This is a genomic window from Sphingobium sp. Ant17 (assembly GCF_000588875.1).
Taxonomy (GTDB): Bacteria; Pseudomonadota; Alphaproteobacteria; order Sphingomonadales; family Sphingomonadaceae; genus Sphingobium.
This window is the reverse complement of the sequence record NZ_JEMV01000008.1, coordinates 1-22,476: the sequence shown is the minus strand read 5'-3', so window position 1 is coordinate 22,476 and position 22,476 is coordinate 1. Positions and strand designations below refer to the sequence as shown.

Below are 22,476 nucleotides of genomic sequence, written 5' to 3'. Positions count from 1 at the left end.
CTCAACAGTTTATCAAAACTGCCGGTGGCAGCCATTAAGTGCCAAGGCAGATCAATCGCTTAGGTCAGTTGTTCCCATGGCCTGGCTGCCGGTGGCAGCCGATCAGTGCCAAATTGGCCGCCATCCTGTGCCGGCCGGAAATAGCGGAAATGCGGGCGATTCGCACCCGCAGCACCCGTGCGTGGGGTGCATTACACCCGCCTCCGGCGTGCGTCCCTCGCCCGCAGCGCGCTTGCCCGCTGCGCCCGTCGATCCCGATCGGCGCGGGTCCTCCCGGCAGGGGAGCCGCGCTTGATCGACTGCGCTCTGTTGGCGGGAAGGCGTTGCAAGCGAAAGCTCCTTGATGAATAGTCGGGACTGGCGAGCAGACCTCCTTCCTAGAAGGAGTCCAAACATGCCCAAGATGACGGAACGGGAACGGCTCGCGAAGATCGAGGCCGACCAGCGCAACCTCGCGCAAGAAGCCGAGACGGTGCGGCGCGTATTGCGGGCGCAATATGGAAAGGTCGCGACGGAGCTAGCGGTCGAGAGACTGAGCGAGCGCGAGTTTCGCGATGTCCTCGGCCAAGCGATCAGGGTCGGCGGTGGTGCCGCGCTGGCAGCCTTGAAGGCGCTTCCCGCTGCGTCCGATGATCCGCCCGCACGGGGTTTGCCGGTCAAGACTGGTGCCGCCGCGCGGGGGAAGTCCGGCGCCACGCCGCCGCCCGGATCGGAGGCCGGAGGAGCGAGCCAGGCGACGGTGCAGCCTTAGCGGAAAGGGGAGCGACGTTGGCGGGCGGAACGCCCGGCAAAAGGAGCGACGCGGGGGAAACCGTTCGGGTTTCCCCCGCTCGTGCGACAAGCACGACAAGGGACCGGCTGCGGTGGCCCGCGCCGGTCCCTCTCGTTCGGTGTTCGTCCGATCAGGCCGCTATGACGCGGCGCTTGCGCTTGATCGGCACATCGGGTTCCTGATCGGTCCTCATGAAAACATGCGTGGGCACGCGGTGGCCCTTCTCCGGGTTGAGCAGGTCATAGAGGCTCGACTGGATGCCGGAACCTTCGCACAGCAGCGCCTCGACCGGCATAAGCTCGGCAATGTCGCGGTTGCGCTTGAAGCCCTTGCCCTTGCCGCGTCCATAGAGGCCGAACGCGATACAGACGGCACCGCGCTGCGCTGCCCATGCGGCGGCGGCGGCGTCCACACCGGCGCGCTGCCCGGTGGTGACAAGCACCATGTGCGGGATGCGCGCCCTGATCTGGTCGAGCCTGTTCCAGATGACGCGCCAGTCGTGCCAGTCCTGCGGGCCGGAAACGACGACGACGGGGCCTTGCGGGTCGTAGCGATCGCGCCGCCGCTCGGATCGTGCGCGCAGGAAGTCGAGCGCGGAAATCTGGCTGGCGGTGGTGACATGGGATGCGCGCGAGCCTTTGGCCGGAGACCAAGGGCGACCGGCATAGGCGCGAAACATGGCGGCGGCATAGTCGCGCATGGCTTCCATTGCCGCGCGCTGTTCGGCGACCGACTGGCATTCAAGCTGGGTGTCTTCCAATTCCTTGTTGAACACCTCGCCCGGTTCCAGACGGCGGGCCATGTCGCGGATCGTATCGGCCAGCCTGTCCTCCCGGCTTTCCAGCTTGTTCGCGACGAAGTGAAAGCTGTTGACGAAGCCCCATGCGAGTTCCGGCGCAAGCGGGTCCAATCGCGTATCGTCCAGCAGGTCGAAAATGGCGGCGATGATCCCGCCGCATTCCGCCTGCGCCGCGAGCGGGTTGGGCATGGTGTGTTCGGCGGGTTCCTCGCCCGCGTCGATAATGGTAAGAGGCAAGGGATCGCCGAACGACGCCACGAAATCGGGGGTTGCGGTGAGTTCGGCATAGAGTTCCGGCAGGTCGGCAAAGCTGCTAACGCTGCGCAAGGCCGTTGGCTTGCTCATGGGATGGACTCCTTTGGTCGGGTGACGGTTCAGGACCGGGGAAGCGTTCCAGCGCTCCCCCGGCCCGCCTTTAGTGCCGCTTAGAAGGGCACCTCATCGTCAAGGCCGCGTCCGCCTCCGGTATATTCGCCGCCTGCCCCTGCGGTGCTGCCGCCGGAGAAACCGCCACCTGACCGGCCTCCGAAACCGCCCTGTCGTTGTCCGCCATTGGAGCGCCCGCCGAAGCCGCCGCCCTGCGCCTCGCGCTCGCGTTCGCGCCGCCACTGGACATCGAAGCCGTTCGTTTCGTCCCCGAACAAGGCGATGGGGAGCGGCTCGCGGAAACTCGGATCGTCGACCATGCCGGACAGGAACACCTCGTCATTGGAGCGCATCTTGCGTTCCCAGACGACACCGATCTGGATTTCGTCGCCCGCGCGGTTCGTCTCGTAGATTTCATAGACGGGGGCGCTGTCGCTCTGTCGATCCTCGACACGGCGCATGATGAGGTAGGGAAAGCGCATCTCGCGAGTGGCGATCTTGCCGATAATGTCGCTGGCGCGCTCGTCGAATTTGAAGCTACCGATCTTCATGACTTCATCCTTTCTCTTGGGTGCGGGCCGTTTTTCTTTCCCGGCCGCATACAAACCCTACTCCCTCCCCTCCATTACTTCCATGTTATTGATTTATTGACAGATTTTCATCGTGCCTGGTGAGCCCGAGCACAGACGGCCGCGTCAGCGGCCCACAAATGACGAAGACGCACCGGCCGCGCAGCGGTCGGTTCCGCTTGAATGGAAAGGGAGCGTGGGCCGGCTCGATCGTCATCGCACCCGGAGCCGCCCTCGCAGGTCCGAAGGCGCAGGGCGGGGCTCTTGTCCGCAAGAAGCACGGGAGGGGCTCTAGCGAAGCTTGGCGAAAAGGGGCCGGCGCTTCTGTTGAAAACAGACAAACATCGCCGGCCCCTTTTCGCCTAGCGTAGCTTTGTCCCGACGCAATTCTTGCGGACGAAACCCGTCCTGCAACGCACGGATCCTGCGAGGGCGGCGAAGGGGGCGATGCGGTCGGGCTGGCTCCACGATCCGCATCGCGCGACTAGCGCGATTCCTTAGGCGAAGCCTGCATTGCGGTCGTCGTGCGGCCGGACCCTTCGGTCGAGAGGGAAGCGCCTCACATGCCGCGCGCACCCGCGGAAGGGATCGTTACCGCGAAGCGGACAAGACCCCGCAAGGGGGCTTGGTCGGAGCGTAGTGGAGATAGAGCCCGGTGCCCGCCTCGGGCGCGCATCCGCCCACCCCGGCCACGACTGTCGGCCATTGCGAACCTCGCTGCGGTCATGTGATCGGTTCAAGGATTTCGCCACCGCCGCGTCGAATGCGCACACAATCGCTGCAAAGCCTGAGCGACGGCACCCCGGGCATTGCCTCGGCTGCGTTCACGAGGCGATAGTCGTCGGCCGGATCGCCGCATGCCGAACAGACATCCGGTGACCCCATACGCTGGATGGAGATGCGCGAGATGGCGCCAAGCCGGGGCTCCACGCGGTCCACGATCGAGAACCACAGATCCGAGTGCGGCGGAATGCGCTGCAAATGGCGAGCGGCTTCCTCGGGGTGGTGCCGCTTCAGCCAGGCGAGAGCAACGTCGCGCCGTGTCTGGTCGTTTACCACGAGCTGTTGGTAGAGCATTACGAGTTGCGCAGTGGTCTTCCGGCGGTTCGCCTCCAGAGCACGCTGGTAGTGAAGGAGATTGACGGCGAAGCGCAGGCCACCGGTGTGGAATTCCCGAACGGTGCTGATGCAATATTCGAGGAGGCCCTGATCGGGGTGAGGTCCGGCGCTCTCCTCCATATGGTCGAGATCGTAATGCCACGGGTTGATCGCGAAGTCGGCTCGCCAAAGGTCGAGATAGCCGCTCTCCCGATAGACACGGGCGATCTCCTCGTCCCATTCCGGATGGTCTTGCACAAGCTGGTCGAGGTCGCTGAAGTTCTCGACCGATGGATCGAGCCGCCGCGCGGCGGTCAATATGCGGTTCTGGACCTCCTGCATGTCGGCGATCGGGTTCGGGCGCTTGGCCCACGCCGCCAGCTCGGCTGATGACACCACCTCGGTCATGACCGGAAGCTCGGCGAGAAGCGGACTGCGCCGGATCTGCTCGGGCGTGCAATAGTCGGCGTCGGCCACGAGGTGGATGCCCGCGCCGGCGAACGCCCGGACGACAAGGCGCGAGCAGAAGAGTTGCCGTGTCCTTGGCTTGGGACCGCTCAGGACCGATCGCACCGCTTCGCTCTTGGAGTAGCGTGTGCCGATTTCGGAGCGCGCGAAATCGATGATGATGCCAAGCTGAAGGTCGCTCGGGGGCAAGCGAAGGCGGAGTACGGTGACATGATCGTCCGGCCCGTAAAGCTCGCGCTGGATATTGTGCGCCTGCACGCCGTCATCGGTTGAGTCGACGATCGAGCCGTGCTGGACGCAGATCATGGCGTGAGATACCTGCCCCTTGGTGGCGAGGCGGATGGCCTTGCTCACCTTGCCGCGGGACGCGGTGAGGATGATGTCGCCCGGCATGAGCAGTTCGACCTTGATGCGGCGGGTCTGTTCGTCAGGCATGGGGCACCGTTAGCTGAGGTTGGTGGAGTCGAGCGTTCCCCGGATCCATAGCGTTGGCGGCGCTTCGGTATCGATATAGTTGCGGATCGCGCGCTCGGCGTCCGCGGGCGATCCGCCAACGCCGGCGCAGGACCATATGCGGTCGATATGGGAATGCTCCGCATGCACCCAATCGAGGATCGTGAAGGCGGCGTGGCCATCGACGGTGCGGCTCGGAAAGCTGGGGGAGATCCGTGCGCTGTCCAAGGTCGCGACGGTGAGGATCGATCCTTTAATGGGATTCCTCGCATCGAGCTTGTTGGCGGCGATCAGCGCGGTTCCCATGACGGGCAACAGCGTCATGAGGCCACTTCCGAGCGACACGCAATCGTCCGACCCGTCGCGCGCGATGGCCTCCCGGATCACCTTGGGCCACAGCCCCGAGATGTCGGCGAATTCCCCTTCGGCTATGGCAGCGCGGGCGAGACATCCGGCACGAGAGATGTGGCGCATGAGCGCAACGGCGATGGCGGCGCAGCGATCGAGCTGGGGCTCATGGAAGTCGGCGACGATGATGAATCCGTCCCCGAACTGGTGGGCGAAGAGGCGGTCGCCGTCATCGCGGTAGAGCCGGGTTCCGAGGCTGTAGATGCCATCCATGAGCGCGCTCAGGCCCAACACGGCTTTGTGCCCACGCTCCCAGAGCGTGCTGAAGCCTTCAACGTCGATCCAGATCGACCAGCGTCTTCCATCTTCAATCGGCCGGGGTTCGACAGGCGCGCTTCGTTCGGTGGTCATCCGGCTCGTCCTGCCTTCTGCTGCGTGCTGCATATTGCGGTCTCCCATCGGGCATCTTGCGGCAAGGCCCTGCGGAGCGTGGCGCTCTCCTTGGGTGGCTTATGGGACAAGAGTGAGCCTTTGTCCGATCGAACGGTCGAGCCCTTCGCGAACCTCGGCGGCGACCGACCCGGCCAGCTCGTCGGGTGAGAGCCCGAGCAGGGCGACCACGCGCCGGCGCAGTTCGGGGATATATTTGCGGAACTGGCGTTCCTTGGGCCGGTCGGCCAAGGAATTCTCGATCGCATCGAGGCTCCAGAGGACGGTGATCCAGCACTCCATGAAGTCGACGGGCATGCCACTATAGTCACGCGCGATCATGAGCCGGGTGATCGCCGGCGTGCGGCCGCAGAAGAAGGCGACAAGGATACGGACGATGAAGCGCGGCCAGGATAGCGGGGCGCTCGAACCGTCGAGGCCGTGAGGGAGATCGGGACAGCGGGCCTTATAGAGGAGGAATAGGATCCAGAAGCGCAGTCGCAGGACATCACTCGGGCCGAGCGGTTCTTCGTCCCATTCGAGACCCTCGGCATAGCCGATAACGTGGCGCTCATAGAGCCGCCCGTCGATCGGGGCGGGATCATTCGGCTCCTCGTCCGGCTGGCGCGGCTGCTCAAGGTCGCCACCGTCGGCGCCATCATCGAGATCAGCGTCACCGCCCTCTTCCGCAAGCTCGTCATAGGCGGAATCATCGTCTTCGCCAGCGGTGGGAGCGGGAGTTCGGCCGGAGAGCAGATTGAGGAAATCGCGGATGCTGTCGCTGTAGGTCCCGGCGAGACTGTTCGCGCCAGCGGCGCCCGACCGCCCGCCGACAGGCCGCGCCTGCACGAATTCCTCATAGCTGAGCGCGACCGGGGGTTCGACCTCGCCATCGGCTTTGCGCGTCGGACTGCGTTTGGCCGCAATCCGAGGCGCATTGGTCGCTTGCTCGAAGTCGGCCCGGGCGAGGGTTTCGAAGGCCTGGTGCATCCAGAGATCGAAATCGGTTCCATCGGTGAACGGCGCGAGCGCGCGAGCGACAGCCCCGGTCGCCACTTCCCTGCGACGTCCGCGCAATGCGTTCCGGTGTGTGACGTGGGCAATGGTCGAGCTGAAGTCGCCAGAGACGAAGCGTGCGAAGCACAGCGTCCGTTGGAGCGCCGGATCGATTGGCACCGTGCGCGTGTCGCCGGAATGGTGGAAGGACGCGCCCGGGATGGACAGGAGCAGGTTTGCTCCATTGTCGAGGAGTTGGACTTCGCCTTCCTGCATCCCGCCGCGCGCCGGGCGCCAGATGAGAACATCATCGTCGAGATCGAAGCTGCCGGGCTGGCGCGCTTCGATTGCCTTAAGGGGAATGGGTGTCGATGGGGTGCGTGGCGGCAAATCGGCAAGCGCGATGACATCGCCGTCGAGCCAGCGATCGAGCCCGAGGGCTTCGCGTGCAGCCCCGCGCTGTAGCCTCCGATAGATGCAGGCCTCTGCATTGGAGCCGATGGCCCCTGCCCGCCCCAGCGCCGGGGTTGTGCAGTTCGCGCTTCCGAACAGGATATGGTCGTGACGCGCGGTGGAAGCGATGAGGATCTTGGCGTGGGTGAAGCGCCGGGTGGGCCAGCCAAGCTCGACGATACGGGGTTTGCTGGCGAACGGCGCGTCGGTCGGAAACTCGTGACTCGTGCTGTCGATCGGGAGGATGATCCGCTTGGGCGCGAGACGCCGGGAAAGATCGGCAAGGGCGGAAAGATCGTCGTCCCAATAGGGGCTGATCACCACCAGCGACTGAACCTTGTCGCCTCCGACGAACGAGACGAAGTGATCGCCGATTCCCGCTTCATCTGGGGCGTGGAGGAACGCGATCGCCGAACCGTCGTCCAGCTCCTGCAGGACCAAACCGGGCGGACCGTCGAGCCACGCCGCGCGCTCGCCCGCCCAGCGCAGGGCTTCTCGCGCAGGCGACGGTTCGGATGGCACGAGCGCGTTAAGATAGCGCCAGATGGATCGGACGATCTCGCGCTCGGGACCGTCCTCATCCTTGCACTCGATCTCGATCGAGACTTCGGCGTTTCCGGCAAGGCCCGCCGCGGTCAGGTTGGCGGAGCTGACGAAGGCGCGAGCGCCGTGACGGCCGATCTGAAGGATGATCTTGGGGTGGAAAATCCCGTCGGCGGCTGGCGGACTGTGGAGCGCATAGTCGCGCCCGAGCGCTGTCGGCAGGATCGATCCGTCCGAAAGGGCGAGTGACGCCATGCGTGCGTCGGTGATGAGGAGCAGGTTCGATGCGCCGCTCGCCATCAGCTGAGGCAGGAGGATTTGTTCGACAGCAGCGAACTCCACTGCGAAGCTCGTGGCGATCGCACTGTGAAAGGGACGGCCGAGGCGGCGGCCGAGACGATCCGGCAACCTCATCGGGAGGTCTCCAGCGCGTCGAGCCCGAGCGTGGTCAGCCCATCCTCGTCCAGGAGATGGATGTCCTCGAGAAACTGGATGGCGGGCGCAAGGCGGGGCGTGGTGGCGACCGGCTGATATCCGGCGAGGAAGAAGAGGCGTCCATCGCGCAGTTCGAACAGGAAGGTGTAGTCGCGCTGCCGGCGGAGCTTCTGCATGGCGACCCAGCTATGCCGGCGGACGACGCGGACGATCACATAGTCGGCGATCCGGTCGACGACACCGTCCGTCTCCCTGCTTTCGAGCCAGTCGAGTTCCGTGCGGAGCGATCGTGCAGGATCGCGGCCAGGCAAGCCGCGCGCTGCCGCATCGGCGAGATCGGGACGTGTCCGAAGCCGCTGGTGCAAGGCAGCCATCAGGGTGATGGCAGGAACAGCCTTGTCGGCCGGCGCGCCGCGGGCGCTCGTCAGGTCATCCCACATGGCCTGATATGGAAAGGTCCCCGGATCGAGGCTCAGGCGCAGGTCGCGCCAGCTCCCTGCGAACGCGTCCTCGTCATGCCCGGTCAAATGGGCGACCACCTCGGCGCGGATATCGGAGAGGGTTTGGCCCTGCCCGTCCGCGTTGATGATCGTGATTGCCCAGGCAAGCAGGGCGGCCGATGCCACCTGCATCAGATCCTGGCAATGATAGGCTTCCCAGTTGAGGCGCTGCGTCTCGAGAGGTTCGAGCAAAGGTGCCTGTGGCGGATTGAAGAGGTGCCAGCGGACATCCTCCGGTCCAGGCTGTTCCTCGATGGCGCGCGCGGTCTCCAAGATAAGGGTGAGCGTGGCGGCTCGGCTTGCCGCGCCCTGTGCGGGCGACGGCTCGCGTGCGAAGAGAAGGGCTTCGTAGAAGCTGCGCTCCTCGCTTTCCAACTGGATCTGGGAGGGCGCGATCGGTTCGAGACGATTGAGGTCGCGGATGCTGACGCGGGCATCTGCGATCTTCAGGCGCAGGAGCTTTGCGAGATCGGGTCCGATCGCGTCGGCGAACAGGCCGGCCGCGCGCCGGCCGAGATCGCGGGTGGCGACCTGTATCCCGTGGCGGTTCTCGGTGAAGAGGCCCAATTCGGCCATCTGGGTGTAGTAGGCGCCGCCGAAGACGCCGAGCGACTGGCGCAGATAGCGTTCCTGCGATGCGTCGGTGGAGGCCGCGGCGGCAAAGTCGATGACCCGTTCTTCCGCGGCCAACCGGCGGTTGGCCCAGTCGACGCCGCCCACGCCGGTTTCCCCTGCCCGCGCGGAGACCAGGGCATAGAGCGCTTCGGCGCGCCGCACCCAGGTGCGCCAGGCCTCGAAATCGCTGGTGGCGCCGCGGCGAGCATAGGTCTCGCTCACCCAGCAATAATAGCCGTAATAGCGCATCCGCAGGGTGACGTTGCTGATGCCGGGGAGGAGCGACTGGTAAAGCACAACCCCGCTGTTCTGCATTCCAAGCGGATCGAGGCCGCGTTTGTCGGCCCTTTCGGTCCATTGCGGCAATAGATACAAATCGCCCCCATATCGTCATGCACTGAGCAGAGTTACATGCCCGAGATATCCTCGGTAGAAATCAGCCTAAACCGAAAAACGCAATGCTAGTCGCTAGCAGGACCAATCCAGAGCAGTTCCAGCAGGCTCGGTCCGCGTTGCCAGGCTTCGATCTGGACATTCTGGTCCCGATGAGCATGCAAATCGTCACGCGTTTCGAGTCGCCAGACCAGGCCATCCGCGACTTCCAGCAGTGGCCCGCGATCACTCATTCGGACAATCCCGCGCAAACGCAGCGGGGGCTTGCTGTCGGTCATGACCGAGAACCTCCGATGTCCGCAAGCACGGCAATGTCATCGAAAGGGCAAGCGATAAGGGTGAAGAAAATCGAAGGAGGCATGCGCTGACTCATGGCATAACCGGGACAGAGGTTGCAATCTTGTTCATTCTATGTTCCTTCGCCAGCTCAAGGAGCTAACCATGATCCGGGACTATCTCGCCGCATATGATTTCAACCTGCCGCTCGACGATGCAGCGGTGGATCCCGAACTGCTGCTGGTACGCCGCCGGCTGGCGAGCCTTGCCATGAGTGAGGGTCTTGATGGCGGCTATTATGAAGCGCAGGAACTGGCCGAGGCATTTCTCGATGCGGCGCGTGAAGCGAATGAAGAAATCGAGGATGGCGACAGCCCCGCGCGCCGGCGGCTGCGAAGCATCCTCGCGCGCGACCTCGATTATCAGCGGGAGCTATTCGAGGAAGTTTGCGGACTGCCGCTGGCCGACGCGGCCGCGCATCTTTGCTGGCTCACCGACCTCATGAAGCGGCGTGTCGACATGACGCGGCCGATTGCCGATATTCTCGGCCAGTAGCTCGAAAGTGCGGGAGGGGTAGGTCGTAGCCGGCTGACCTGCCTCTTTCCCGGCCCCAGCGCAACAGATCGGATATGGCGCGCTTCATGGCCCCCGATCAGTCCAGCCGGCGCTAGATATCCTTTGCGCTGTCAGCATGGATCGCAGCGAGACCTCGTGTATCGAGTTCCGCCTGAACGCAGCAGACAAGGTCGCCGGTCTCCCCAAAAGGGGGCCGTTCATAGACGTAGAGATCGAACAGCGCCCGGCCATTCACAAGCTCATGACGCTCGTGGACCCGCGACCAGGGATGTGTCGTGTTGAGGTCGGTGTCCGCCCAATCGGGATCGTCACTGATCGCGAGGATATTGAGGGCCGTTCGGCCGGTCGTGAGATGAAAGCGTTCGGCGATCTCGATCGTGTAGCGGGACGCGACCCTTTCTCCCTGCGCGATCTGCTCGGCGACGTTTCGCAGCTGCCGGATATCATTGGCGGACAGTCGAACGGTTCCGGTCATTTGTCGGATCTCCTGTCGTGGGCGGTCGATGCGCCTGCATTGGCTATGCGATGCGCACGAAGCGTTCGCCGGACGCGGTGAATCTGTAGCCATTGGCACTGATGCTTTGGTCGACCGCTTCGTCGGAACTGAGATATTCATACTCCGCGCGAAGACCGCGATAGAGCCAGCAGGCGAGGTCGCGGAGCGCTTCGGCGATGGCCCCCTCGGCATCGGCGGTCATGTCCTGGGAGATCCCGTCGCGCTCGACCGAAATCGCCATGCTGTGTTCGTGATAGTAGCGCCCGCGGTGAGAGACATCGGCGCTGAGCTGATAGAAGTTGCGGCTCTGCACGGCCCGCAGCGCATCGGCGATGCGGTGAAGCTCGGTGTCGAGGGGCGCGTGGTCCCGTATCCGACGGTGGGCGCTCTTCGCATAGGAGTAGAAGCCCTCGTAGCAGGCACCGTCGCCCTGGCTCCAGAAACCGGTGAAGTAAATGCGCGGCTCCCTGCGTGTCCCTCCGCCATGGAGGCGCACGATATTGGTCTTGAGGCTGACACCGAGAATGTCGCAGACCCGTTCGAAGTCATCGTATGTGAAGTCATGCCAGTCATAGTCAAGGCCGGTTTCCCGATACCAGCTGCGGGCGTTTGTCTTCGCGCGCTCGGACAGTTCTTCGAGCCGATAAGTCTCGATTTCCATGAGTTCGGGCATGGTCTGGGATCCTTGTGGGATGCGGCCGAGGCCACGGGAATCCGTTCGGCGGCCCGGCACCGTGGGCGTGGAGCGGTTGGTTTTTGAGGGAGCCCCGTCCTTGTAGGCCGTTGTCAGCCGAGGCGGCCGGACGTCACGAAGGCTGTCATTCCTGATGGTTCGCGATGATCCGGCGTGCGAGCTGTTCGATCTCGTCCCGATCGGCGGTCGTCGTGCAATCGCCGGACAAAACTACGAGGTCGTCCAATGCCGCGCTGCCCTTGCTGATGAAAATCCGCCAGACATTGCGCCGGATTTCGCCCTGCTCGCGAGGTTTGGTGTCGGGGTGGAACATATCCGCCCACTGGCGCCGATCGGGATCATCGGACATGTCGGTCCAGTCACCGAGCATGGCCCAAACCGAATAGCCGTCGATCTGGGCATGGTGCTCGCGGGCTGCGCGGCGTTCGGCGTCCCTCTTGGGCTGCTCTCGCCTTGCCTTGGCCTCCGCCTGCTTCCATTGGACCGATGCAAGGCCGCATTCGAGGCCCTGAATGACGTCGGCCGCCACGGCTTCCTGCCTTCTGGGCAGGATATGATTATGTCGGGCGGTGTCGAGTTGGTCTGCGCCATATCGTGCGAGGTTGAGCAAGGCCTGCAATTCGTTCTTCGTCAGCGTGATCCGAAGTCCGCTCGCCATGGCATGGGTTTTCATGTCCGGCGTTCCTTGTCCCAGGGTTTGAGACCAGCGAGCGGCAGCTTGTGCTCGCGCGCGGTGTGGTGGTTGCTCTCGGAAAAGAACCCCCAATGGCCGGTCGACGAGTATCGTCGAAAGAGGAGTCTCTCGTCCTCCTCCGTTCTGATCCACATGCCCGGCTTTATCGGATATTGATCGGCACTATTCATTGGATTGCCTCGTGACGGTCGGTGATCGGGGGAAGCTTGCCGGCATCGCCGTCAGCTCCGCACGACAAGAACTTCTGCGGGTGCGATCCTCGACGACGGCGGGCATTACCCACAGGACCGTGTTGACGCGGGACCGGTCCGCGTTCCCGACTTCACTGATGGGAATTGCTTTCGTGTTGGGCCTGGTGGGCCTCCGGGTCACGGATCGGCGCGGGCGCGGCGGCGAGCGGCTGTACGGCGTCGGGAGCGCAGGGCTTCCAGTCGCAGAGGGAATCGCTTTCGGCCTCGCAGGTCTGGCAGATCGTGGAATCATAGACGCCCGCGAGCACCCATTGTTGGGCTGCGCAGTCCCATTCGGCCGAAGCGTCGCGGATCAGTTCGTTGCTGCCACAGCGATCGCATTTTGGTTCGACGCGCGGTCGCGCTGCGAGCGCGTTCAGGGCTGACTGGTAGCGATCGGTGTCGATTGCCAGGCCGACCGCATTGACGGCGATTGCGCAACGTCTGCGTGCCTCCGCGGTGTCGAAGTCCGCGCCGGCGCCAGTCATGATCTCATGATAGCCGCGGGCAAGGGTTTTGGCATCGCCGAGCAGGATGTCGGCGATCGCCTGAAGATGGCTGATACGCATGTCGGATCTCCGGCAGGTATTGGAGGAATCCGGGATTTGGTGACGGTGTAAGAAAGCGGAGGTAGGCGACGAACCGGGCTGAGCTGCCCCATCGGAGATCGAGTTCAGGCGACGCGTAGGACCAGATCTTCGTCATTGGCCGGAAGCGCCTCCGTTACGCGGAACGGCTGGATGGGATTGCGGGTTCGGATGACGAACTGGTTGCGGCCGGTGGCGGTCCAGCGCTGGATCGCGCAGGCATATGCGTGCGGAAAGCCTGCCAAACGCGCCCTGAGCGGAGACAGAGGGGCCATGATATTCTCCATGTGGATTTGCGGTGCGGTAGCGCTGGCGTCCGCCGAGCGGGCGAGGCTGGTGCTGGAGCAGGCCCTATTTCGGTGGGCGATCCCCATCGTCGCGGACAATGGGAAGCCCGATGGTGTCGATGACGATGCGTGCCGATCTGGTCCAACCGGCCTGATCAAGGATATCGGCGGCCTCGATCCTGGCGGCGTCCAGTTCTCGGTGGCTCGAAGCGAGCGCTATTCGCTTGAGCGCTCGAAGCGCCATGTTCATGTCGATCATGAGGACACCGCTTCGACGGTGATGCGGAACGCGGCGCCATCGTCCAGCACAAGGTAGATTTGCGTCCCAATTTCTATGTCGCAACTGGCGATGCTGTCGATGTTCGCGCTGGTGCCGTGAACCTGCGAGATCACATGCGATGGCCGGTCTTCGGCGCAATCGCCGCTTTCGTCGCATTTGGCGATATGGGTTTCGATCAGTTCGCAGATCATCGCGGCGATGGTAGACGCGCGGGTCGGAATATCGCTCGGGCGCACAAGGTTATCGAACGCGTCGCGCAGGATCGGCGTCAGCGCGTCATTGATCTGGACAAGCAGGTTCGACCGGTCGGTCCCGCCCAACATGTTCAGCCATCGGTCGGGGATGAGATTGTTGACCGCATGGGTGGCGTCGTCGACCAGAGCATCAAATTGGTCATCGATCATGGGTGCGCTCTGGAAGCGTTGCCCGGCCCGGCGCGGCGCCGGCTTGGTCAGACCGGGTGGGGAAAGGATTGTTTGCTGGCGTTGCGCGCGGGCGTGCTGTCATCCGCGAATTCGGTCCTGACCGATTGGGCGACGCATGCGTGGCGATCGCCTGATCTGTCGGGATCAGGGGCGGTTCTTCCATCTGGCGTGAAAGTAAACCCGCACCGGCAGGTCCCGTGCGGCCGCCGCTACTGCTTCTTCAAGCCCCACGCGCTCTTCGACCGGAATCTCGACCATGACGTTGGTGCCGCGAAGACCGGCGTCGGGCTCGATCGTGATCGGCGCGGTGTCGGTCCAGGCTTCGGGAGGTATCGTCGCGCTCCATCCGCGTTCGGTTTCATCGGGACCGGACCGAACGATCACATGGCGTCCTGCGACGCTTGAAAGTGCTATCCTGTCACCATTTCCGGGATGCGACAGGGATCCGCGCCACCCGATCGCATCCAGTGCGAGCAAGTCTCGCGGACTCTCGATCCCCGAGCCATTGTCATAGACGGAGGGAATCGGACGCCCCTCATAGTCGAACGTCTCGACGTGGATCTCATATAGGCGTCGGCTTGCTGGGCGATGCGGAGCAGTTCGTCCAGAATGTCGGGGAGCGATCCTGAACGTCTGTCGACAGGTCCAACCCTGGACCGGCGGTCGGCAAGAGGGATCGTGGTGGAAAATGGCATGAGAACCTCCGGGTGGGCAGCGAACTCTTCGTCGCGACCACGCCCCGCCCCCTTCCCTCCACGGCGGTCTTCGATCGGTCACGGTGGATCAGTGGCCGAAACGGCGTCACCGCCGGTTTTTCACTTGGCAGCGGATGCGCTCGATCCACTTCTGCGGGTTGTTGTGATGGTCCAGGAACTCCTGCGACCATTGGAACACGGTTTCCGCATCCGGCTCGATCGTCTCGAGTGCGTCGCCATAATCGGGATGGTGCGCGCCCTTGGCGCAGTTTCGCATGAAGATGAGGGCGCCCGCGCACATGGCACGCGCATCGCTCCCGTCTCCGGGAATGGTCTTGTGGCAAGGCAGCGGCGGACCATCGAACTGGATCTGCTCCGTGAAGTCTTCGGGGCGATAGCCGCCAAGCCATCCGGCCGGATGGTTGCGGCGCCACGGGCATTCGTTGCAGGGCCGTTTGAGGACGGATTTCATGAACGGCCCTCCACCTCGGCCGAGCTGTCCTCGATCAGGATTCCCGGCGGGCTTTCGCCGGGGTCGAAGATCATGCGGAGACAATCGCCGATGTCGGGCTCTTTGCGAGTGCCGCAGAGGGATACGAACTCGGCAAGAAGCTCTTCGGCAAGGCGCGTCGGCTGTGCCTCGTCATGGATCTTGTGGTCGAGATGCGCCAAGGCATATGCCCTGTGGGCGTGATCCCATATGGCCTGCGGATCGAGAACCTCGACATAGAGCGTCACGCTGGCGCTGATCGTGTCCGCCATGGTCACGCTCCCGCCCGCAAGGTTTGCAGGGTCTCGTGCATCAGCCAATGCGTCGAGCCGCCGAGGATTTCGGTCTCGGTGACGACGAAATAGCCGCCACCGAATCCACCCGGTCTGTCCTGGTCGGTCACCAGCGCCCATTCGAAGCCGAAAGGCAGCGCCGACTTGCAGACTCTCTGGATCAGGGATGCGAGTGCCGAAATATCGACCTCGTGACCATGAATGTAAGCGACCTGTCCTTCGCCGCCGGGGTCGGCGCTTACAGTGAGGTCTGCGTCGAAACAGGGAAAATCGGGATCGGACCAGAGACCAAGGAATGTCGCGAAAGGATCGTCTTCGTCGGCCTGCGGTGGGAAGGTCGCCCTGAACAGGCCGCTGCGAGATGCATAGCAGGTTTTCGCGGCCTCAAGCTCCTCCTGCGGAATGCTGGCGAACCCGGCAGATATCTCCGCGGTGGTGGCGAAGCATTCTTCGAGCAACGCGGCCTCTTCGGGCGTGACCGGCACATTGAACGCCGTTTCCAGATAAGTGTTGGCCATCTTGTGTCTCCCTGATGGCGATGTCGTGAAGTGCGAATGGGCCGCTCGCGAGACCGGCGATGGCAGGAGTCATGGGCACCGCCGCCTGAGCAGCGCTGACGGTTCGCGAGCGGTCGCTTTCGCAGCGGATATTAGTCGATTTTGCCCTGCTCGATCGTGAGCAGATTGGCGTGGAGCAAGCGGTTCAGGCGGTGGTGATCGCCGGCGCCATGTCCTTGTCCGCGAAGGCAGCGTCCACCTGGTAATTCACCGCGCGCACAGCGATCGCGCGGTCCTTCGGAATCAGCCAGGAAACATGCTCGCGCATTGCCTCGCGAACCCGCTCTATGATCGCGGCGTCCTCGCCGAGCAGTAGCAGATTGGCGGTAAAGCGTGCCTGCATATCGAACGCCGCCTGCTGGGTATGATAGCTGTCGGCATCACTGTCTTCATCTGGATAGAAACAGGCGCGTTCCAGCAGGGAAGCAAGTTCGCCGGGCGTGATCGCGCAGTCGGTGCTGAGCAGGATGCCGACCTCTTCGAGATCGGTCCAGCAATCGCCGGGAACGATCAGAAGGTCGGCGGGCAGCGCGATGACTTCGGCGGGGGCATCGGAAACAGTCGTTTCCTGGACGGCAAGTTCGAGCGCGATTCCATCGACGCGTCCGGAGACGAGGTTCGGTGGTAGCTGTGTGTCGGCGGCATAGTCGAAGACATCGCCCTCGCCTCGTTCGATCCGGAAGGAATAGCCGAGCGCGCGCGGCAAGGCATCATACCAGCCGTAACCCGTAAAATCGCCGACCGGGTGGACCGGCGTCGCGCCGAGCGGCCGGCCCGAAGCGATGGCTCGGCCAACGCATTGTTCGATATGGGGCTGGTCCGTTGGCATCAGGATCATCGGCTCGCCGGCCACCCTGTCGCCGAGTAGAACACTGTCCGTCTCCGCGGTGCGCGGCGTCCACCTGCCAGGCCGCACCCAGTTCGGCCGCGTGGGAACGCACGGTGACGTGGCGGCCCGCCAGACTGAACACGCCCATGCCGGCCGGATCCTCCGAGCGGGCAATGTCCTCGTTCCACCCGGAATCGCCGAGCGTGAGGAACTTGGCCGGTTCGGCAATGCCGCGCCCGTCGTCGCGTATGCGGAGCACCGGACGGTCGTTCTTCTCGATCCTGGCAATATCGATACGGGTCGCGCCGGCGCGCCTGCTGTTCTGGATTGCCTCGGCCAGACAGTCGGACACGCTTCCATTGAAGAAACGTCCAATTTTGGTGATCAGGGACTGACCGACTGTGGTCTTGATCGTGGTAGGAAAGGTCATGAAGGCCTCCGGATTTGCAGCGACATCCTCGTCGCAACCATCCCCGGCTTTCTCCCCTCCGGTCTCGTCCGCTTGCTCGCGGGAATGGCCAGGCTCCTGTCGAAACAAGGGATGGCACGGGTCAGACCAGTCGACATGACGGATGATCCAGTCGGGAACGAAATCCCAGTCGAAGCATCCGAGATACCCGTCGGCGACGCTGGCCCAAGCCGCGTCAACGGCATCGGTCCAGCCGATGACGGTCATGCGCAGGGCGGCGGTGCCGATAGCGTTGCAGGATTCACGGATGAGCAACGCGCGTTCGATGTCGGCCGGATTGGTGACAGGATGGTCTCGCAGGGACAGCACCGCTTCCCAGAGGCAGGCCGCGGTTTCGAGCGCGAAGGCGCAATTGGAGTCCTGCATGATGCAAGTCCTTTCGCTTGGGGAAAAGATCAGGCGGCGATCTGGTCGGAGCCTGGGCCAGCAAGATCCACGGTCGAGATTGCGCTGGGTGCGATCGGCGACGGTTCAAAAGACCACCGCTTTCGTCCCGATTCCGTCGGATGCGGGTCGGAGCGAATGCGGATGATCTTGGTCCGCACCTTCGCGGTGGCGAACGTGTCATCGGGCAGGTGCTCGAGCGTCTCCATGTCGTCGGTCTGAAAGGTGATCGGCACGAGTGCGACCAGCGTCGGTGCCTCGCCATGTCCGTTGGGGCCCAACAGGTCGCGAGCCGCCGCGATATGCTTGCGCACGTCGCGGAACGGCGGGTTCATGATGACACGGGGAAACTGGACCTTCCCACGCACGTCGACGGCATATTCGAGGAAACAGCGGTTGATCACGGTCCCGAACCGGTGGAGCTGTGCCGCAAGCTTGATATGGCGCTCGACCTGGACAAGTTCGTAGCGGCTGTGCCCGCTTTCGATCAGGGCCCGCGAGAGATTACCGGTCCCTGCGCTCGGCTCGAGGGTCAGATAGTCGCCGACTTCGCCAAGATAGCGCACCATGCGCGCCGCGACATCCGGCGGCGTCACATGGCATTCGGTGGCACTATCGACGGCGATGATCTCGGGCGCTCGCGCGATCTCAACATTTGCGAAACCGGGCCGCGACTTCACCGTGATCCGCATCGGCCTGGCGGGCCGCGTGTAAACGCCCGGTTTCATGCCGCCGCCTCCTCCTCGCCGGCCGCCTGGCGCGCGGCTGCTTCGAGGGCGTCGAGGTCCATCGGCAGCGGCTTGCTCGGCTTGTCGGTGATGACAAGAAGCGCGTCGGGCTTGTAGAACTCGGCGCCGATCGTCGAAATACGGATGCGGGCGACCGGCTCGCCGGAGCGCACGCGTTCCTGTCTTTGCCATTCCATCCGCACACGGCGGCCGTCGGCGGCGATCTCGATCGTCTTGAAAGGGGCGTAATCCCCCTTCGAATTGGCCGAATAGGTGGTCTGGGTCGTCGAATAGATCGAGTTGGGCTTGGCCGCGCTGTGCTTGCCCTTGCAGGCCGCGACCATATGCAGGTTCCATATCGTCTGCAGCTGCTCGGCCTGTTCCTCTGACGGATTGATCAGCGGCACGGCGTCGGGTTTGGCCGAGACACGGCGCGCCGTCCTGGCGGGCACGGTGTAGCCGCTGGCCTGCATGAGATCGCGCCAGCCATCCTCGCTCAAGGCGAGCGAGGCTTCCGGGGCGATGTGGGCGGGAAGCAGAACCGGGCTTTCCAGCCGGAAAACCCCTGCATGGGGCACGGTGCATTTCGGGACTTCGGCGCCCTGCTCGCGTGCGAACGCCTGGATGATGACCGGGGTCAGCTCGCCGTCATAGTGCGGGACGTCGCCGAGCATGGAACGCTCGAACGCCAGCCGGTTCAGAACATGCTCGATCCATCGGCGACGGACCGGGCCATTGACCGCGAGGGTTGCCCCCTCGATGCACGATTGGCGGGCGTCCGCCGGCGTGATCTCGCCTTTGTCGACCTTGTAGTAGAGGTCGTAATTCGACCATGTCTTGCGTGTATCCATGTTACCGAGCGCGTGGCGAATTTGTTCGTCGGTCGTGAAGCGATCCCAGATCGCCAGCGCCGCATGCGCCGTATTGATACCCCGTTGCAGGTCCCGAAGCTCGGCCAACAGCGTCTTGATCCGGTTGGCACGGGTGCGCGGATCGTTCTTCATATTGGCGAAGCGCTCGACACCGGTGGCGCGGTAGAGCCAGTAAGTCGCGGCTTTCTCGGCGTCGGTCGAGGCGCTCATGGCCGAATGCATGCGCTCTTGCGTCTTGCGCGCGCCGCGCTTGGACTTGTAACGGTTTTGTGCCGGTCACCTGAGCGATTAGAGCTCGCAACAGGAGACCGACGAGATGATCAAGCACACAGAAGAGTTCAAGCAGGAGGCGGTGCGGATTGCACTGACCAGCGGGTTACCCCGCGACAGGGTTGCATCGGATTTGGGGATAGGGAAGTCGACGCTGGGCAAATGGGTGTCACAGTATCGGCCATCTGACCTGGTGGCAGCGCCGCAGGCAGATCTGGCGCGTGAGAATGAACGCCTTCGTCTTGAGAACCGTGTGCTGCGGGAGGAGAGGGAAGTGCTAAAAAACTGTCCCGGGCTCCGGCCCGCTTGTGCGCGGTAGAAACGGGTCGTGCTATGGTGCTGGCCAGGAGGGTCGCGGCCGTTCGCTTATTGGAGGTATGATACCCCGTTAAAAAACGTGGCCCGTGGGCGTTTGCGTACTTGAGAGTGGTGACGTCGTGCTGCGGCGATCCCGGTTAGGAAGATGACGGTTGGCATAGCCCATACCCTCCACTTTGAAGGAGGACGTGGAATGACAGGAACAAAATCCCCGGGTTCGGACGCATTGTCCATGGTTAACCCTGGCGCTGCCGCCATCGATATCGGTTCGACGATGCATATGGCGGCCATCAATCCGCAGGCGGACGATAGTCCCGTGCGGGCATTTGGCACATTCACTGGCGATCTGCATGATATGGCCCGTTGGTTCAAGGCCAGCGGCGTCACCAGCGTGGCAATGGAATCCACTGGCGTTTACTGGATTCCGGCCTTTGAAGTGCTGGAGGAGCATGGCTTTCACGTCATTCTCGTCAACGCGCGCTACGCCAAGAACGTCCCGGGCCGAAAGACGGATGTCAGCGATGCGGCCTGGCTGCAACGCCTTCACAGTTATGGGCTATTGCGAGGAAGCTTCGTCCCGAGGCAGGCGTGGCGACCATGCGTGCCTATCTCCGACAGCGCGAGCGCCTGATCGAATATGCTGCGTCCCATATCCAGCACATGCAGAAGGCGCTTATGGAAATGAACGTGCAACTCCATCACGTCGTTTCCGACATCACCGGCGTTACAGGCATGCGGATCATCAGGCCATCGTGGCCGGGGAACGTGCGCCCAGTACGCTGGCGGTAATGCGCGACGTTCGTTGCCATTCATCTGCGGAAAAGATCTGCGCCGCCTTGTCGGGAAACTGGCGGGATGAGCACATTTTCGCACTCTGCCAGTCGCTGGCGCTGTACGACTTTTACCAGACCAAAATCCTCGAATGCGATCGCAAGCTGGAGGTCGCGCTCAAGGAGCTCGAAATCGACAAGGGGCACGATATCCGCGGCCTCCCCAAAGTCAGGACCAAAAGACGGCAGGTGAACACGCCTGACTTCGAGGTCCGGTCCGCGCTTTATCGTGTGCTGGGCGTGGACCTGACGCAAATCCATGGAATCGGCCCATCCCTGGCGCTCAAGCTCGTTGGCGAGTGCGGCACCGATCTCGCAGCATGGCCCAGCTCCAAGCATTTTACGTCCTGGCTGTGCCTGGCACCGGGCAACAAGATATCCGGTGGCAAACTGCTCTCGTCGAAAAACGCGGCGCTCATCGAGCCGTGCAGCAGCGCTCCTGCGTCTGGCCGCGACCACAATAGGTCGCAGCGACACCGCACTCGGCGCGTTTTACCGGAGGCTGGCGGCGCGCGCGGGAAAGGCGAAGGCGGTCACGGCCACAGCTCGCAAGATCGCGGTCCTGTTCTACAACAGTTTGCGTTACGGCATGGCGTATCATGATCCCGGCGCCACCCAATATGAAGAACGGTACCGAAGCCGGGTGATCGGCAATCTCCAGCGCCGCGCCAAGGCCTTCGGCTTCTCACTCCAGGAACTACCGCCGGAGCCAGACGTGGCTGTTTCTTAGGAAGGCCACGCAGTTCTTCGCGAGCCAAAGGCCGTGAAGTTCGCTTTTGTGCATAGCTGGCGGCATCGTTGGCCCGTTGAACTGCTCTGCCGTGTCATGGATGTCAGTGAACGCGGCTATCGTTCCTGGCGCTCGCGCCCGATTAGCAGGCGGGAGCGGACAGATATGAAAGTGCTGGCCCATATCCGAGAACAGTACAGGCTGAGCCTTGGCAGCTACGGCCGTCCTCGCATGACGATGGAGTTGAAGGAGGTGGGGCTCGATGTTGGCGAGCGCCGGGTCGGGCGGCTGATGAAGATCAACGGGATCAAGCCAGTCCGCACGCGCAAGCACAAGGTTACGACGGATAGCCACCATCGACTGGGGGTCGCAGCGAACTGGCTGGACGGCGATTTTGCCGCCGATGCGCCCAACCGTAAATGGGCCGGCGACATCACCTATATCTGGACGTCAGAAGGCTGGCTCTACCTTGCCGTCATTCTCGACCTGCATAGCCGTCGCGTCGTGGGCTGGGCAGTCAGCGACAGAATGAAGAAGGACTTGGCGATCAGAGCGCTGGATATGGCGGTGCGCCTGCGCCAGCCTCCGGAAGGCTGCTTTTTTCATTCGGATCGTGGCAGCCAATATTGTTCTTACGACTATCAGAAAAAGCTGCAGGCCTATGGCCTGCGTCCATCGATGAGCGGCAAGGGAAATTGCTACGACAATGCGTCCGTCGAGACCTTCTTCAAATCCCTGAAGGCCGAACTCATCTGGCGGCAGAGCTGGCCGACGCGGCGTCAGGCAGAAGCCGCCATCTTCCAGTACATCAATGGCTTCTACAACACCCGTCGTCGCCATTCATATCTGGGCGGCATCAGCCCGCTCGCGTTCGAAGCCAAGGTGGCATAATGAGATAGGTGACCGGCACAAAACATGGGATAATCGCGGCGCGATTCGTCCCGGGCATCAGCATTTTGATATAGCTGACAGGGGTGGTTGCCCCCCGATATGATGGAAAAACGGGCTCACGATTGGCACCGGGCCCAAGCATCGCACGGAGAGCAACCATGAAACAGTATATAGGCTTTGACGTTTTCACTAAAAGATACCGCGATCTCCATTCGTCAGGATGGAAAACGGATCTGGCGCGGCAAGTGCGCATCGGATCCCCAGATCCTGGCGCAGATAGTCCGCAAACACGCCCCGCATGCGGAGCGGGTGGTATTCGAGACAGGTCCATTGTCGAC

Annotated in this window: 26 protein-coding genes and 3 pseudogenes; 8 read left to right on the top strand and 21 right to left on the bottom strand. The window is 63.2% G+C overall.

Annotated features, from left to right (window positions below; genetic code table 11):
* Positions 1-394: 394 nt before the first annotated feature.
* The gene (locus tag BF95_RS05455; protein WP_043149880.1) at positions 395-751 is read left to right on the top strand and encodes a hypothetical protein; all 357 of its coding nucleotides are present in this window, start codon (positions 395-397) and stop codon (positions 749-751) included.
* A gap of 151 nt (positions 752-902) precedes the next feature.
* Here BF95_RS05455 and BF95_RS05450 read toward each other — a convergent pair whose 3' ends face one another.
* The 7 genes from BF95_RS05450 to BF95_RS05420 all read right to left on the bottom strand — a co-directional run bounded on the left by BF95_RS05450 (position 903) and on the right by BF95_RS05420 (position 9,515).
* Entirely contained in the window at positions 903-1,916 is a 1,014-nt protein-coding gene (locus tag BF95_RS05450; RefSeq protein ID WP_043149879.1) for a DUF2493 domain-containing protein, read from the bottom strand.
* 80 nt (positions 1,917-1,996) lie between these two features.
* Positions 1,997-2,488: a DUF736 domain-containing protein gene (locus BF95_RS05445; protein ID WP_043149995.1), complete on the bottom strand. Its 492-nt coding sequence runs from the start codon at positions 2,486-2,488 to the stop codon at positions 1,997-1,999.
* A gap of 741 nt (positions 2,489-3,229) precedes the next feature.
* The gene (locus BF95_RS05440; protein ID WP_043149878.1) at positions 3,230-4,507 is read right to left on the bottom strand and encodes a YiiX/YebB-like N1pC/P60 family cysteine hydrolase; all 1,278 of its coding nucleotides are present in this window, start codon (positions 4,505-4,507) and stop codon (positions 3,230-3,232) included.
* A 9-nt stretch (positions 4,508-4,516) separates the two neighbouring features.
* Positions 4,517-5,284, bottom strand: coding sequence for a hypothetical protein (locus BF95_RS05435; protein ID WP_043149877.1), 768 nt, complete (start codon positions 5,282-5,284; stop codon positions 4,517-4,519).
* A 99-nt stretch (positions 5,285-5,383) separates the two neighbouring features.
* Positions 5,384-7,708 carry a hypothetical protein gene (locus tag BF95_RS05430; protein ID WP_152542584.1) on the bottom strand — a complete coding sequence of 775 codons (2,325 nt, stop codon included), beginning with the start codon at positions 7,706-7,708 and terminating at the stop codon, positions 5,384-5,386.
* Positions 7,705-9,219: a hypothetical protein gene (locus BF95_RS05425; RefSeq protein WP_152542582.1), complete on the bottom strand. Its 1,515-nt coding sequence runs from the start codon at positions 9,217-9,219 to the stop codon at positions 7,705-7,707. The genes BF95_RS05430 and BF95_RS05425 overlap by 4 nt, the downstream gene beginning before the upstream one ends.
* Positions 9,220-9,305: 86 nt before the next feature.
* On the bottom strand, positions 9,306-9,515 hold the full coding sequence (locus tag BF95_RS05420) for a DUF5818 domain-containing protein (protein WP_043149874.1): 210 nt from the start codon (positions 9,513-9,515) through the stop codon (positions 9,306-9,308).
* 163 nt (positions 9,516-9,678) lie between these two features.
* Between BF95_RS05420 and BF95_RS05415 the strand changes: the two genes are divergently transcribed.
* Positions 9,679-10,068 (top strand): hypothetical protein, encoded by a 390-nt coding sequence (locus BF95_RS05415; RefSeq protein WP_043149992.1) that lies wholly within the window; start codon positions 9,679-9,681, stop codon positions 10,066-10,068.
* Positions 10,069-10,180: 112 nt separating this feature from the next.
* On the opposite strand, the gene BF95_RS05410 is transcribed toward BF95_RS05415, so the two are convergent.
* The 5 genes from BF95_RS05410 to BF95_RS05385 form a co-directional block, all read right to left on the bottom strand.
* A complete protein-coding gene (locus BF95_RS05410) occupies positions 10,181-10,564 on the bottom strand; it encodes a hypothetical protein (RefSeq protein ID WP_043149872.1) in 384 nt (127 codons plus the stop codon).
* Positions 10,565-10,607: 43 nt separating this feature from the next.
* Positions 10,608-11,258: a hypothetical protein gene (locus BF95_RS05405; RefSeq protein ID WP_043149870.1), complete on the bottom strand. Its 651-nt coding sequence runs from the start codon at positions 11,256-11,258 to the stop codon at positions 10,608-10,610.
* A gap of 145 nt (positions 11,259-11,403) precedes the next feature.
* On the bottom strand, positions 11,404-11,952 hold the full coding sequence (locus BF95_RS05400; RefSeq protein WP_152542580.1) for a hypothetical protein: 549 nt from the start codon (positions 11,950-11,952) through the stop codon (positions 11,404-11,406).
* Positions 11,953-12,295: 343 nt separating this feature from the next.
* The gene (locus BF95_RS05390) at positions 12,296-12,772 is read right to left on the bottom strand and encodes a hypothetical protein (protein WP_043149865.1); all 477 of its coding nucleotides are present in this window, start codon (positions 12,770-12,772) and stop codon (positions 12,296-12,298) included.
* Between the two features lie 104 nt (positions 12,773-12,876).
* Complete coding sequence (locus BF95_RS05385) at positions 12,877-13,065, bottom strand: hypothetical protein (RefSeq protein ID WP_043149990.1); 189 nt, start codon at positions 13,063-13,065, stop codon at positions 12,877-12,879.
* Here BF95_RS05385 and BF95_RS27850 point away from each other — a divergent pair.
* Complete coding sequence (locus BF95_RS27850; protein WP_161774226.1) at positions 13,064-13,393, top strand: hypothetical protein; 330 nt, start codon at positions 13,064-13,066, stop codon at positions 13,391-13,393. The two genes, BF95_RS05385 and BF95_RS27850, sit on opposite strands and share 2 nt — an antisense overlap.
* Here BF95_RS27850 and BF95_RS05375 read toward each other — a convergent pair.
* The 9 genes from BF95_RS05375 to BF95_RS05335 all read right to left on the bottom strand — a co-directional run bounded on the left by BF95_RS05375 (position 13,333) and on the right by BF95_RS05335 (position 19,309).
* The gene (locus tag BF95_RS05375) at positions 13,333-13,761 is read right to left on the bottom strand and encodes a hypothetical protein (RefSeq protein ID WP_043149863.1); all 429 of its coding nucleotides are present in this window, start codon (positions 13,759-13,761) and stop codon (positions 13,333-13,335) included. The two genes, BF95_RS27850 and BF95_RS05375, sit on opposite strands and share 61 nt — an antisense overlap.
* A 165-nt stretch (positions 13,762-13,926) precedes the next feature.
* Positions 13,927-14,166 carry a hypothetical protein gene (locus BF95_RS05370; RefSeq protein ID WP_148564782.1) on the bottom strand — a complete coding sequence of 80 codons (240 nt, stop codon included), beginning with the start codon at positions 14,164-14,166 and terminating at the stop codon, positions 13,927-13,929.
* 417 nt (positions 14,167-14,583) lie between these two features.
* Positions 14,584-14,949 (bottom strand): hypothetical protein, encoded by a 366-nt coding sequence (locus tag BF95_RS05365; RefSeq protein ID WP_043149861.1) that lies wholly within the window; start codon positions 14,947-14,949, stop codon positions 14,584-14,586.
* Complete coding sequence (locus BF95_RS05360; protein WP_043149860.1) at positions 14,946-15,239, bottom strand: hypothetical protein; 294 nt, start codon at positions 15,237-15,239, stop codon at positions 14,946-14,948. The genes BF95_RS05365 and BF95_RS05360 overlap by 4 nt, the downstream gene beginning before the upstream one ends.
* A 2-nt stretch (positions 15,240-15,241) precedes the next feature.
* Complete coding sequence (locus BF95_RS25500) at positions 15,242-15,778, bottom strand: hypothetical protein (RefSeq protein WP_051519863.1); 537 nt, start codon at positions 15,776-15,778, stop codon at positions 15,242-15,244.
* 184 nt (positions 15,779-15,962) lie between these two features.
* Positions 15,963-16,523: a hypothetical protein gene (locus tag BF95_RS28770; RefSeq protein ID WP_043149859.1), complete on the bottom strand. Its 561-nt coding sequence runs from the start codon at positions 16,521-16,523 to the stop codon at positions 15,963-15,965.
* Positions 16,524-16,527: 4 nt separating this feature from the next.
* On the bottom strand, positions 16,528-17,481 hold the full coding sequence (locus BF95_RS28765; protein ID WP_235209575.1) for an ATP-binding protein: 954 nt from the start codon (positions 17,479-17,481) through the stop codon (positions 16,528-16,530).
* Positions 17,482-17,510: 29 nt separating this feature from the next.
* The gene (locus BF95_RS05340; RefSeq protein ID WP_200866885.1) at positions 17,511-18,191 is read right to left on the bottom strand and encodes a methyltransferase type 11; all 681 of its coding nucleotides are present in this window, start codon (positions 18,189-18,191) and stop codon (positions 17,511-17,513) included.
* A 32-nt stretch (positions 18,192-18,223) separates the two neighbouring features.
* Positions 18,224-19,309 carry a DUF3560 domain-containing protein gene (locus BF95_RS05335; RefSeq protein WP_235209574.1) on the bottom strand — a complete coding sequence of 362 codons (1,086 nt, stop codon included), beginning with the start codon at positions 19,307-19,309 and terminating at the stop codon, positions 18,224-18,226.
* 106 nt (positions 19,310-19,415) lie between these two features.
* On the opposite strand from BF95_RS05335, the pseudogene BF95_RS05330 reads away from it, so the two are divergent.
* The 5 genes and pseudogenes from BF95_RS05330 to BF95_RS28750 all read left to right on the top strand — a co-directional run.
* Positions 19,416-19,652, top strand: a pseudogene (locus BF95_RS05330) (transposase); the annotation flags it as partial.
* A gap of 180 nt (positions 19,653-19,832) precedes the next feature.
* The gene (locus BF95_RS28760; protein ID WP_081764046.1) at positions 19,833-20,318 is read left to right on the top strand and encodes an IS110 family transposase; all 486 of its coding nucleotides are present in this window, start codon (positions 19,833-19,835) and stop codon (positions 20,316-20,318) included.
* A 121-nt stretch (positions 20,319-20,439) separates the two neighbouring features.
* On the top strand, positions 20,440-21,120 hold the full coding sequence (locus tag BF95_RS28755; protein ID WP_235209573.1) for a transposase: 681 nt from the start codon (positions 20,440-20,442) through the stop codon (positions 21,118-21,120).
* A gap of 127 nt (positions 21,121-21,247) precedes the next feature.
* Positions 21,248-22,138: pseudogene (locus BF95_RS05320) on the top strand (IS3 family transposase); the annotation flags it as partial.
* Between the two features lie 158 nt (positions 22,139-22,296).
* A pseudogene (locus BF95_RS28750) lies at positions 22,297-22,476 on the top strand (IS110 family transposase); the annotation flags it as partial.